The sequence below is a fragment of the Rhizobium sp. Root491 genome (assembly GCF_001427205.1).
GTDB classification, from domain to species: domain Bacteria; phylum Pseudomonadota; class Alphaproteobacteria; order Rhizobiales; family Rhizobiaceae; genus Agrobacterium; species Agrobacterium tumefaciens.
Genome location: NZ_LMFF01000005.1, coordinates 24,286 through 36,707, shown reverse-complemented (window position 1 = coordinate 36,707; position 12,422 = coordinate 24,286). Strand labels below are relative to the sequence as shown.

The following is a 12,422-nucleotide window of genomic DNA, read 5'->3' as shown; positions in this document are numbered from 1 at the left end:
GCTGGCAACAAATGTTGCTATCCGCAAAACCCGCCGCTCATTCTCTTCGCAAGACCGGCCTTCTGAGCGACTACAGCCTGATGCGGACTTACGATATTGCCTGGTCATCCATGATCTCTGACAGAGCTGCGCAAAGTCCCGTGATTTCCTCAGGTGTATGGTCCGAGGTGACACAAACGCGAATGCCGGCCTTCCCCTTCGCAACTGTCGGGAAGAAGATCGCCGAGCCGTAAATTCCCCGATCGAGCAGCGCCCGGGTCCCATTGACGGCACGCTCTTCGGTGCCAAGGTTCACCGTCCGAATTGGCAATGGAGCTCCGCTTTGCTCTGTCACCAACATCGAGTCCAAAAGTTCGATATTGGAACTGAGAGCCAGCTGTCTTCGCAAAAGCTCGTCGCTGCGGTGTATTGTCAACGAACCTGAAACTGCACCAATTGCCGCAACATTCAATGACGCAGAAAAAGCGTGCGCGACAGCAAAACGACGGAATAGTTCTTCCTGACGCGCCGTACCAAGCATCAACATTCCGCCCGAGGCGCCAAAACCCTTTCCGAGCGACGCGGCTATGATAGTTCGCTCGCCGAGTTCGTTTCCGTATTGTGACCTCACAAATCCTTCACCGTTCTTACCGCAGATTGATACGCCGTGGGCGTCATCGATATAGAGAAACAGACCGTATCGATCCTGCAAGTAGCGCAGATCCCGAATGGGCGCATTTCCACCCATCGAGTAGACGCCGTCGCAAACGTAAGCCACGGCCCTGTTGGACCGGCACAACTCCTCTAATGCATCTAGATCATTATGGGCCAACGTACGGACCTGCGTTTCCAGAGCAATTGTGCCCTTGTGGAAGGCGAGTGTTGCGTGCGCGTGGCGGTCAAAAGCCATCATCGGCCTGATGCCGCCGGTGAGGTGTCCGGAGGCGACGATAGGTAATGCTCCCATGTTCGCCGCCAGCACGGTTGTGTAGGTGATGACCCTCGCCTGGAAGAGATCTGAAAGCGAGTTTTCCAAGTCGCGGAGGATTGCAAAATTCAGTCGGGTCCTTGCACATGACCAGTGCAGTGCCCGGTATTCCTCAATCGCCTTGATCGCGCCGTCTATGACGAGCGGGTGATTGTCGAGGCCCAGATATGAACAACGCACGAAATCAGTGATGCGCTGTGATGGAAAGCCGTCAAAAACGATGTCTACCTGCCTCGCAGCCCTTGGCCGCGCATATAGGGCCATCAAGCCCTGCTGGTGAGCCGCGTTGAAGTAGTCTTGCGCATGATCTATCAATCCTCCGGTGTTTCGGCTTGCGTGCTGCTGCGTTTTGTCGGTCGTCATTTCTCAGGTCCCCTAACCAAAAAGATGCATGCAGGATCGGCAAATAATCGCAACGATCAACAAACGCTCTCGGAAGATTTTGAGAAATCTCTGTAAACCTTTGACGTCATAAACCAGAACGGCGCATATGCTGGCTACGCGGCTAAATCGATGGCGTAGCCGCTTGATCTCGCAGTTCTGATGATGTCGAAGCCCGCCGCTTTCTTCAGATGCCGCCTGATACGGCCAATGTGAACGTCAACCGTCCTCGGTTGCACGTAGACCTCATTCGGCCACGCCGCTGTTATCAACTCGTCTCGACTGAACACTCTCCCTGGAGCTGTAAGAAGGTGTTCGAGCAATTTGAATTCGATCGGCCCCAAAGTGAGCTCGATGCCGCTAACCGAAACGCGTTTGCGTTCTGGCCAAAGTTCGATTTCGCCCAGTTTAAGGGATGCGTTCTGTGACGTTGTCGCAACTGGTTGTTGCCGCACAGGGTTTATGCCTTCGAGAAAGCCCAGCAGATGTGGCGGCCAGAATGGGCGGATCAGGCACTGATCCGCGCCTGCCCGCATGAGTTCCATATAGGCTTCGGTGTCACCGTTGGGAATGATGGCAAGTACTGGCAGTTTTTCCGTCTTGTCACACGATTTGATGCGTTGGCAGATGATGGCTGCCCCATGGTGATCGCTATCCACATCGAGGATAAGTCCGATGATGTCCGGCTGGGCAACTTTGTCGCCGATTTCGTTTCTATCGCAGAGAACCGCCCGCGTGCCCTCCGTAGAGAGAATGTGCTTGAGCATCGCAAAATAGTCCGCGTTCTCCGTAAGAATTGCGACTGCGGCTTTGGTTTCTATCCCGTGCTGCATCTCAGATCCTCAATACATAACTGCTGTTCGTAGCCGTCATATGATGTCACAAAAAATAATGCAATCACCGGTAGTCATCTATGTAAAATAGAATAATCAGCAAATTATCCTCGATATTCCGCCAGTTCGCTTGAAGTCGGAGCATATTATGTGACATCATAAAGATGCTTTCTTGAGGCCCATTGCGCTTCATGGGCGGGAAAGCCGTAACCTGATCGAATAGCCATGGGCGAACATGCAGGCGCTTGCGCTCTGCATCTCTGAAACGAGCCTGAACGCCCGGCATATTCGTTGTTCCGCGCCGGGTGGCTCGGAGGTTACATGCGTAGTTGGAAAAATGCAGGCATTGCCGATAGCGCCGGCGGTGACATTCTCACGTCTTGCGATGAAGCCGACGCCACGGCAATTGCCAGAATGATTTTCGGTACGGATGCCGCGCTCGCCGTCGCCTTCAGTGCTATTGATGCACGTCTCGACGGGAGGAATCGCGATTTTCTTTTTTGGGCCAGAGTTTTTCGGTCGCTTACTGACGGATGAATTGTGCGCGCCGGATTATAATTTTGTGGCCGAATATCCTGCGGAGCGCACGGTTCTGATGACGTTGTGGCCGTGTCGGTTCAAAGACCGTCTTATTTTGCCAATGTGAATGTCCACCGTACGCGGTTCGACATCGGCATCCTCGGGCCAGCAATTCCGGATGAGTTCGTCACGGCTGACGACCCTGTCTGTGTTTCTTGCAAGATACAACAGGATCCTGAAATGCAGGGGCGACAGACTGATGTGCGTCTCACCCCGCCGGACCCGGACGGATCCAACATTGATTTCCACGTCATCGAGAAAAACGCTGACATCAGTTGGTGCGGTTGTGTTGCAACGCAGGCCAAACTTGAGAAACTCAAGCAGGTTGCCGGGGTCAAAAGGGCGCCTCACCAGATAGTCAAATACGGATGATTGAACGCCGTCTATCTTTTTATTGTCAAGTGGGAAGCCGACAACTCGAATGTCCGGCTGTTCTTTCTTTATAAGAACCGCTGAGCGGAGCAGATCGTCCATTGCAAGGCAGATCAGTACCGTGCGGCGTTGTGGCTGACTATTCGCATCATCCGGTAAAAACATGTCGAGGCTCGGCAGCAGGTCGACGTCGTGGCCGGCCTGCTCGAGAATGTAACGCAAAATCAGGTAGAGCTCTGGGTCAGTCGTGTGGATTAAGATCGAGTGACGCACGAGCATCTCCCTTCGCTTTGTTTTCTGCGTCTGACAATTTGTGGGTTAGGCGGGCGTGTACTCGCCGCCGTTGATGTCTATGATCGCTCCATTGATGAAAGCGGCTTCATCGGAGACTAAAAAGCCGACCAGCCGTGCCACTTCTTCCGCCTCTCCTAGTCGCCCGGTGGGTATTCGTTTTGCTGCGTCGAGATTGACTGGCGTCGCCGCGGTTCCCGCCATTGGCGTCAAGATGCGACCCGGAGCGGCGACATTGATTGTGATACCGTCGGCTGAAAATTCGCTGACGAGCGCACGGGCCAGGCCAGCGAGCCCGGCTTTTGATGCTGCATATGCCGCGCCGGCGATCATAGGCCGTGTTCGACCTGCAAGCGAGCCGATGAGGACAATCCGGCCAAATCCCTTGTCGACCATACTTGGTAAGGCTGCTTGACAGCAGAGCATGGCGCCCGTCAAATTCACGTCCAGCACATCATTCCACTCGTCCAGGTCAACCGAGGTAAATCGCTTGGCCACACCGTCTGTTGCTTTCGGCGAAATGCCCGCGCAATAAACCAGTAGCGCAGTGGACGACCACAAGGTTTCGACATCGCGAAAGAAATCGGCAACCTCGCCTGGATTTCTGACGTCGCAACAGCCGACCAATAGCTGGTTAGATGTTATCTCAGCCTCGAAGGACGAGCGCGCGGCCTTCGCCGCGCTTTTTGTCTGCCCAAAAACCGCGACCTTGTGGCCAATACCGAGTAAATGTCGTGCAACCGACAGTCCGATACCTGACGTGCCTCCGGCGACCACTGCGACTCGGCTCTGGCGATCCCTCGTCATGCCGCACTGTCCATCCGAGCAAAGAGAGAAAGTGCCGGGTGAGCTTCGGGATCGGTCATAACCTCTATCAGCAACGGCAACTTTCTTTTCTTGACCTTTTGCATATGGGCCTTGAGGTCCTGCGGTTGCGTGACCCGGACCGCATCGCATCCGCACGCGTGTGCAATCTTGACGTGATCGACCTCTGCAAAATGGCAGGCGGTTGTGTACCTTCCGAATTTTACAGTTTCGGCATCACGCTGGAAGCCAAGAATTCCGTTGTTCAGCACGATGATCGTGATCGGAATTTGCATGCGGACCAGTGTTTCAAGCTCGGCCCAGCTGTGCGCAAATCCCCCATCTCCCACCAGCGCTACAACATCGCTCTCAGGTGCGGCGACCTTGGCTCCGATTGCAAGGGGAACTCCCCACCCAAGTCCTGCAAGACCCCGGGGGGTGAGCACACGTGTCCTTTCGGAAGAAATTCTGAGTTGTCCGAGGACCCACATCGATGAATAACTTGCGTCCGCCACCACTGTGGTGTTTTCATCGATAACTCCCTGAAGTTCGGCCATAATCCGTTCGGGACGAAGCGGTGAGGCCTCAGAGCTGTAATAGACTTGGCGATCATCATTGAATTTACTCCAGCTGTCCCGAAGACGGTTGCAGACGGCCTCTCGGGAAACGGTTCTGAGGCGCAAGTCACAAAGCCTGATCGTTTCGCGTAGGCCGGCCAAGGTCTCCCGTGCGTCACCAACAAGACGAATTGCCTCAAAATTTCGGCCGACCTCCTGTGGATCGGTATCTATGTGAATAATCTGGGCATCGGGACTATACTGGCGCCAGTTGTCTGTTCCATTCTGGTTCGTCCTCGTGCCGATTAAGACGACAAGATCCGCTTCGCGAACGATCTCGACCGTGTGTTGACCCAGTGACTTCGGACCGACAAGAGATGCCAGTACGCCTCCTGAAAGAGGGTGCCACTCATCAACTGCGCCCTTGCCCATATTCGTTGTGAACACAGGTATCGAGCATTCGTCCTGCAGCAGTCGCAACTGCTGGGCAGCCCCGGAGGCGTGGATGCCGCCGCCTGCTATCACGACAGGTGCGCGTGCGTTCGCAATCGCTTTCGCAGCGATATCAAGATCTTTGTCGGCGGGACGTGATCTGTCGAGCGGCCAATGGCCGAGATTGTTCGTTCTTCTCCTTGAAGGGGTAGTAGATACGGATCGCAAAAGATCCGCAGGAAGAAGCAGGACTGCGGGACCTGCTCTGCCAGACGAGGCGGCGGTGAACGCGGCATCGATGTAATCGTCTACCCGCTCTTCCACGGAAACACGACGAACCCATTTTGTGCATGACTGAAAGAGGCTGATGTGATCGAGGTCCTGAAACGCGTTCCGATCAGTCTGATCACGCTCCACATCCTGGACAAGTGCAACGACCGGGACGCTAGCCTTGAGTGCTTCAGCCAGCGGAGCAACCAGCAGCGCCGCCGCGGGCCCGTTCTGGGCTGCCACGATCCCGATTTTGCCCGAACGCCTGGCGTAACCATCGGCCATGGCGCCACCCATGTTTTCCTGACGATAGGCTATCTGCGTTATACCGATCTTTTCGGCCGCCAAAATGACCGCCGACGGAAGGCTTTGTCCAAAGATTACCTCCACATCATGGCGCCTCAACGCTTGGGCAATACGCTCAGCGACGGTTGTTTCATGAACTGCAGTATCCATTATGCGGCCTCCCAGGCATGTCGATCGAGATTCACGAGGAAATCGTCAAAGACGGAAACAATGTCACCCATGTCATTGTCCGTCATGGGCGTTGATAGCGACGCAGCGGCGCCGTAGGGCATCAAGATCCCATTATTTGCAAAGTGCCTGCGCAGCAGTTTCAGAACGACGTCTTCCGAAGCTGTCGGAATGCTGTCCTGATAAGAAACCGGCGCCACTTTCTTGGCGTGTATTCGAAAAAGCGAAGCCGCTCCTGTCACGCTCAGATTTGCGCCGTGACGTTCGATGCGTGACCTCAACCCCTCGCGAACCAGGTTGCCCATATGTTCGAGACGTTGGAAAGCATCCTGCGTCAGGGCTTCCATCGCAAGACGGCCAGCGACCATCGACACGGGATTTGCAGCAAAGGTTCCGCCTTGCGTTAATGGTGCCTTACTTCCTTGCTTGCCAAAGGCCGACATGATCTCCTGACGTCCACCGACTGCCCCTACTGGAAAGCCACCGCCGATGATCTTCCCCATTGTGACGAGATCCGGCTCCAGACCATAGCGCGCTGACGCTCCAGCGAAGCCCTGGCGGAGGTTCAGGACTTCATCCGCGATCATGACGATCCCATGTTGCTTCGCCACCTTGTTGATTGTTGCGATGAACTCCTCTGTCGGCTCTATGAGACCTGCCCGGCTGGGCATCGGATCGATAAGAATAGCCGCAAGGCGCCCGGCATTCATCGCGATCTGTTGCTCCAACTCCGCGGGGCAGTTAAATTGGAGGAGCACGACGTCATCTATGACGCTTGCTGGCATTCCTGGATAGGCGGCGCAGGGCGTATTCGACGATGCGTACTGGCCCGCCTCCGCCCAGTCATATGCGCCGTGGTACGCACCCTCCACCCGAGCGATTGCGACCCGGCCGGTCGTTGCTCTAGCGGCTTTGATGGCAAACATGACGGCTTCCGTTCCACTCGCGACGAAGCGGACCTGCTCAACAGCCGGAATCCTGCCTACTAGCAATTCGGCCAGATCGATTTCATGGTTCATCGGATTAGCAAAGCAACTGCCTGTTCTTAGTAGTCCGGCAATCGCTTCAGTTATTGGGGGATAGGCATGTCCGTGGATCAGGGTCGTGAAGTTATTGTTTAGATCCAGCATACGGTGCCCGTCGACGTCGGTCACAAACGCGCCTTCCCCGTAGGCAACAAAGATCGGGTGGGGATCCAACTCAACTGTCGCGCGTGTGACACCGCCTGGAAAAACGGTGGAGGCGCGTTCAAAGAGCGCGATGGACGTTTGCCGGTCGGTGGGACCTGTTAGCGGGGTATTCGACGATGACAGCATTGAACCATAAAACCCTTGTCCTAGAGGAAGACAGGCACTCTGCGCCCGCCATTTGCAATTTTGTTGCAACAAAAATTTGATGAGTCAATATGTGACGTCAATTTTAAGTTCAGGTTATAATTCGTCTGTCACCGATACGGCGTTGCGAAGTTTGCGGTAACCCTCCCTGATATCGTTCTCTATCGCCGCCCGCACGCCGGCCGGGTCTTTGTCAATAAGAGCCTCAATCGCGACCATGTGATTGTGGACGCCCTGGCGGTTTTGCGCGTATTCGGGGTAGAGGTTGAGAAGTGTAGGGCCAATGCGCGCCCACAGGGTTTCAATCATGCTGAGCAGGCCGGTCAGTCCTGATAAATTATAGATGGCAAAGTGGAATTCCTTGTTGTGCCACAGAGCATCGTGATACCGGCCCGCTGCTAAATTCTCGTTTATAACTCTTTGTATATCAATGAGTTTTCTATTTGTCGCTTCGTCGGGATTCCTTGCTCCGTATTCCGCGGCGGTTCCTTCCAGGGCGATCCTCGTAACGGTGATATCGCGTAATTCCGCCTTTGTGAGCGTCGGAACGATGAGCGTCTTGGGGCCGGAAAAAACAAGTACCGATTCCGTTGTCAGGCGGTTCAACGCGTCGCGCGCAGGCGTCGTGCTCACGTCGAGTTCACTGGCTATCCCCCGGACAGTAAACTTGTGCCCGGGAGGGTAGCTGCCGCGGATCATTCTCTCCCGTAGCACGTCATAAACCATGCTTCCCATTCGCTGGCCTTGAGCGCCGGTATCGCTCTCATCACGTAAAATGTCGATCATTTTCCCCTCTTGTTCCGTTGACTCACCGCATTTTTGATGTCACAAAAATGGAATACAAAGTTTTTGCGAACGCTATGTGACATCATAAACGCTATTAGCATCTAATCTGTTACGCGTCGCTGGCTTGGCAAGATAATCTTGAAAGCTGCTCCGAGCACTCGTTTTCACGTTCGTCGCGGCAATAAAAACGGAGGGGTGAGGTATTGATAGGTGAGACTCTAAATCTTGACGGGCTCGCGAAGAGCTATGGCAACGTCGTTGCAGTCGCTGGTGTTGACGTCCGCGTGGAGCCAGGCGAGTTCGTGTCAGTGCTGGGCCCATCTGGGTCAGGCAAGACCAGCGTCCTGACGATGATTGCCGGTTTTGAGCGTCCCACGGCAGGCAGGATCGTGATCGGCGACCGAGACGTGACCGACCTTGCGCCGAATAAGCGAAATATCGGGATGGTCTTTCAGAAATACGCGCTTTTCCCCCATCTCACTGTCCGTCAGAACATTGCTTTCCCGCTAAAGCTCAGATCGCGGTGGCGCTCCCGATGGAAGCAGCGGGCAGACGACATGCTTGACCTCGTTCACCTTGCCGGTTTTGCTGACAGGTTTCCTTCTGAACTGTCGGGTGGCCAGCAGCAGCGTGTGGCGGTCGCACGAGCGCTTGCGTTTGAGCCGCCCGTTATGCTGATGGACGAGCCCCTCGGCGCGCTTGACAAGAAATTGCGTGAAGCCATGCAGTTCGAAATCAAGCGCATCCAGAGACAGGTGGGAGCAACCGTCCTTTACGTAACGCATGATCAGGAAGAAGCGCTGACGATGTCCGATCGCGTTGCGATAATGCAGGGCGGAAACATCGTCCAGATAGGGGCTCCTTCTAGTCTTTACCACGCGCCCGCAACCCGTTTTGTTGCTGATTTTGTCGGAAAAATGAGCTTCGTCGGAGGAGAGATTGTTTCTTTTGAAGACGACGGGATGCTCGTGCGATTGGCCGACGACGTATTTGTCCGGACCGCTTCTGTCGATGCGGCACGGGCGGCACTCCGGCTTGGTGACGAGGTAATTCTTGCCATGCGTCCCGAGAGGATCGCCTTGAAAAAACGAGGTCCTCGAGGTTTTGGGGCAATACCAGCTCAGATCGAGAGCCTTGCATTCGTTGGATCATTCCATGCGTTCATGGTCCGTCTGGACCTGCCTGGATCACCGCTGGTGGAGGTTCAGGTCGTGACCGGAAGTGAGGTAAATTTCCGCGCCGGTGATACGGTCGATCTCTTACCCGACCCGCAGGCTGTCAGCTTTTTTTCAAAAGAGGAGACGTCTGCGGCATGAGCGCTTCTTCACTCGCTTCCAGAGCAATCGCCAATTTACAAAGTGTGATGTTTTCTACGCCCACTGCAAAAACATATTCCCATGCAGGCGCATTGCTTTTGCTTCTGCCAGCTGCACTCATGCTTTTGACAGGGTTCGTTTATCCTCTGGCAAGGCTCGTCGCACTCAGTATGCCGGACATGAGCCTCGAGCTGTACATCCGCATCTTTCGCGACCCGCTTTATCTAAACGTCCTGTTCTCCACGACGGTCGTGGCACTTGCGGTTATGTGCTGCTGCCTGCTCCTAGGCTTTCCTGTAGCCTACGCGATGGTCCGGCTCAAACACCCCTGGGCCCTCATATTGACGGGATGCGTGCTCATTCCGCTCTGGACATCGGTCCTGGTCCGATCATATGCCTGGATTGTGCTGCTTCAGAGAACCGGCATTATCAACCAGGCACTTCTCTCGACCAAGCTCATCGACGAGCCCCTGCGCATGATCTACACACAGGGTGCGGTCATCGTCGCAATGACCCATGTCCTTCTTCCCTTCATGATCATGCCTATTTTTGCGGCGCTGCGGGCTATCCCTCCGGAGTACGTTCAGGCGGCAATGAATCTTGGCTCAACTCAATTGCACGCCTTTCGCGCAATCATTGTTCCTCTGAGCCTTCCTGGGATATTTGCGGGCTGCGTTATCAGTTTCGTTCTTGCACTCGGTTTCTACGTCACCCCGGCGTTGGTAGGGGGAGCAGGATCGCTCATGATGGCAACGCTCATCGGTCAACAGACGACTGTCCTGCTCGATTGGCCTTTTGCGGCTGCGCTCTCAACCTCACTGTTGGTCGTCACGCTTGCCGTCGTAATCATATTTCGAAGAACACTTTCGCTAAGCAAGGGGCTGAACAGTGGCATCTGATAGTTCAACATTTCGGGTCCGGCCTTCTTTGGCGCGGCCACTGCGCAATGCCGTCGGACGGTATCGCAATATCGTACGGATCTATACCGCAGGCTTCTTCGTCTTCCTGATAACGGTATTCTTGATCCTGCCGACATTTCTCGTCATCCCGATGAGCCTGAATGACGGCAGCTACCTTGCGTTTCCACCGCAAGGCCTCACTTTAAAATGGTATAGGGCGTATTTCTCTGATCCTGACTGGATGTCGGCAACATTGTTCAGCCTGCAGGTCGCATTCGCGACAGCTATCGTGGCAACAACCATCGGCACGACAGCAGCGCTAGCGCTCGCAAAGAGCAGATTGCCTTTTAAGGGGCTTCTGCACAGCCTTGCGCTTGGGCCAATGATCGTCCCGCACGTGGTTCTGGGTGTATCGCTTTACCTGGTGTTCTCACCGTGGAGAGTAACGGGGACGTTTGCAGGCTTTGTTCTCGCGCACACAGTTTTAGCCATCCCCTATGTCTTGATCGTGGTGGGTGCTGCGGTGCAGAAGTTTGACCCTTCGCTCGAACTCGCGGCTCTCAACTGCGGCGCAAATCGATTCCAGAGCTTTTTCCTCGTGATGCTGCCTAATATTGGCCCGAGCGTCGCCGCGGCTTCGGTCTTTGCATTTCTTGCGTCGTTCGATGACGCGACGGTTTCGTTCTTCATCTCTGACATTGGCGGGAAGTCGATTGGACGCAAGATGTTCGAAGATATCGATTTCAATCTCACGCCAGTGATCGCCGCCGCGTCAACCGTGCTCGTCGCGATCTCGCTCGTGCTCATGACGGCGGCGCAACTTCTGACTACTCGAAGCAGACACTAACTCCACATTAACTGAAGAGGATTTGAAATGATCAGATCGGATCAGACGCCGAAGGCTTGCCTGAAATCCGCGTTTTACGTGTTCGTCGCCTTTGCTCTCATGTTCGCTCTTGGGCTTGAAAAGGCGAGTGCCGAGCAACGTGTGGTCATTGCTACTACGGGAGGTACCTACGAAAAGGCCCTGCGTGAAGCGTGGTTCGAGCCCTTCACGAAAGCGACAGGAATAAAAGTCGTCACTGTTTCTGGAACAGATGCGGAGAAGCGGGCGAAGGTCACTGCTATGGTTCAAACAGGCAATGTCACCTGGGACCTCTATCTGGATGGCGAAATCCAAGCTGGATCCGACGCACACTTCGCCATAACGGAAGACCTGTCAGACTTTTGCAAGCAGTTCATTAACAGCACGGACCTGCTGGCCGACTCTTGTACGCGCGGCGGGGCAAAATTGCAGTCAACCTCCACCCTTTTGGCTTACAAACTGAATGAGAACGGCAGCAACCCTCAAACTTGGGCTGACATGTGGGATCTGGCGAAGTTTCCGGGTGCTCGAAGTTTTCCTAATTTTGACGATCCATGGCGAGTGTTGGCCGCAGCATTGCTCGCGGACGGAGTGCCGAGAGAAAAACTTTTCCCACTTGATGTAGATCGAGCATTTCGCAAGCTTGACGAAGTCAGGGACAGTGTACAGGTTTGGTGGAGGACGGGAGATCAAAGCGTTCAGGCGTTTCGCAATGACGAGTATCGCGTTGGACAGATCTGGTTGACGCGCGCGAAGGCCTTGAAAGCAGAAGGTTACAAGATAGGCTGGAGTTACGATGGCGCATTTCTTGTGGGCGATCGCATAGCGCTCGTGCGTGGCGCACCGAATCGGGAAAATGCGCTGAAGCTCATTGAGTTCTGGCTAAGGAATCCTGCGGTGCAGGCCAAAGCCTGCGAAACGCTTTCTTGCACTCCTCCAAGTCAGAAAGCGATTTCGCAGATGTCATCTGAGGCTCGCGCCACCCTCCCATCTGCGGCAGATGTTGAAAACCGGATCATCGTCCCTGATGCACAATGGATCAACGCGAACATGGGCATGCTGGTACAGCGCTGGAACTCATGGATACGCTGAAAAAACCGAGGGCGCCAAGGCACCTTCCTTGACGCTGCGAGCGGATGCGCAGGCGGCTCTCTTTTGGCGCCTGCGCCGACCGCGTCACCGCGTTCGCAAGACCACAGCAGAGCAAGAGCGGGTTCAGACGTCGCGTCTCTCTTTTATGCAGAAGAGATTTTCGCACGATG

Annotated in this window: 11 protein-coding genes; 4 read left to right on the top strand and 7 right to left on the bottom strand. The window is 54.8% G+C overall.

What is annotated here, in order from left to right; genetic code table 11:
- Positions 1–88 precede the first annotated feature (88 nt).
- The 7 genes from ASD46_RS09695 to ASD46_RS09655 form a co-directional block, all read right to left on the bottom strand.
- The gene (locus ASD46_RS09695; RefSeq protein WP_060642135.1) at positions 89–1,330 is read right to left on the bottom strand and encodes an aminotransferase class I/II-fold pyridoxal phosphate-dependent enzyme; all 1,242 of its coding nucleotides are present in this window, start codon (positions 1,328–1,330) and stop codon (positions 89–91) included.
- Between the two features lie 134 nt (positions 1,331–1,464).
- Positions 1,465–2,181 carry a winged-helix domain-containing protein gene (locus ASD46_RS09690; protein WP_060642134.1) on the bottom strand — a complete coding sequence of 239 codons (717 nt, stop codon included), beginning with the start codon at positions 2,179–2,181 and terminating at the stop codon, positions 1,465–1,467.
- A gap of 552 nt (positions 2,182–2,733) precedes the next feature.
- The gene (locus ASD46_RS09675) at positions 2,734–3,411 is read right to left on the bottom strand and encodes a winged-helix domain-containing protein (protein WP_060642131.1); all 678 of its coding nucleotides are present in this window, start codon (positions 3,409–3,411) and stop codon (positions 2,734–2,736) included.
- 39 nt (positions 3,412–3,450) lie between these two features.
- The gene (locus tag ASD46_RS09670; protein ID WP_060642130.1) at positions 3,451–4,230 is read right to left on the bottom strand and encodes an SDR family oxidoreductase; all 780 of its coding nucleotides are present in this window, start codon (positions 4,228–4,230) and stop codon (positions 3,451–3,453) included.
- Positions 4,227–5,942: an acetolactate synthase catalytic subunit gene (locus ASD46_RS09665; RefSeq protein WP_060642129.1), complete on the bottom strand. Its 1,716-nt coding sequence runs from the start codon at positions 5,940–5,942 to the stop codon at positions 4,227–4,229. Before ASD46_RS09665 ends, ASD46_RS09670 begins: the two co-directional genes overlap by 4 nt.
- Positions 5,942–7,276, bottom strand: coding sequence for an aspartate aminotransferase family protein (locus ASD46_RS09660; RefSeq protein WP_060642128.1), 1,335 nt, complete (start codon positions 7,274–7,276; stop codon positions 5,942–5,944). The genes ASD46_RS09665 and ASD46_RS09660 overlap by 1 nt, the downstream gene beginning before the upstream one ends.
- A 114-nt stretch (positions 7,277–7,390) precedes the next feature.
- Entirely contained in the window at positions 7,391–8,080 is a 690-nt protein-coding gene (locus tag ASD46_RS09655; protein WP_010974389.1) for a GntR family transcriptional regulator, read from the bottom strand.
- A 203-nt stretch (positions 8,081–8,283) separates the two neighbouring features.
- Between ASD46_RS09655 and ASD46_RS09650 the strand changes: the two genes are divergently transcribed.
- The 4 genes from ASD46_RS09650 to ASD46_RS09635 are packed head-to-tail and all read left to right on the top strand — an operon-like array spanning position 8,284 to position 12,252.
- Positions 8,284–9,396: an ABC transporter ATP-binding protein gene (locus ASD46_RS09650; RefSeq protein WP_060642127.1), complete on the top strand. Its 1,113-nt coding sequence runs from the start codon at positions 8,284–8,286 to the stop codon at positions 9,394–9,396.
- Positions 9,393–10,295, top strand: coding sequence for an ABC transporter permease (locus ASD46_RS09645; RefSeq protein ID WP_060642126.1), 903 nt, complete (start codon positions 9,393–9,395; stop codon positions 10,293–10,295). The genes ASD46_RS09650 and ASD46_RS09645 overlap by 4 nt, the downstream gene beginning before the upstream one ends.
- Before the next feature lie 40 nt (positions 10,296–10,335).
- The gene (locus ASD46_RS09640; RefSeq protein ID WP_414890253.1) at positions 10,336–11,142 is read left to right on the top strand and encodes an ABC transporter permease; all 807 of its coding nucleotides are present in this window, start codon (positions 10,336–10,338) and stop codon (positions 11,140–11,142) included.
- Between the two features lie 27 nt (positions 11,143–11,169).
- Entirely contained in the window at positions 11,170–12,252 is a 1,083-nt protein-coding gene (locus ASD46_RS09635) for an ABC transporter substrate-binding protein (RefSeq protein WP_060642125.1), read from the top strand.
- The last annotated feature ends 170 nt before the right edge of the window (positions 12,253–12,422 follow it).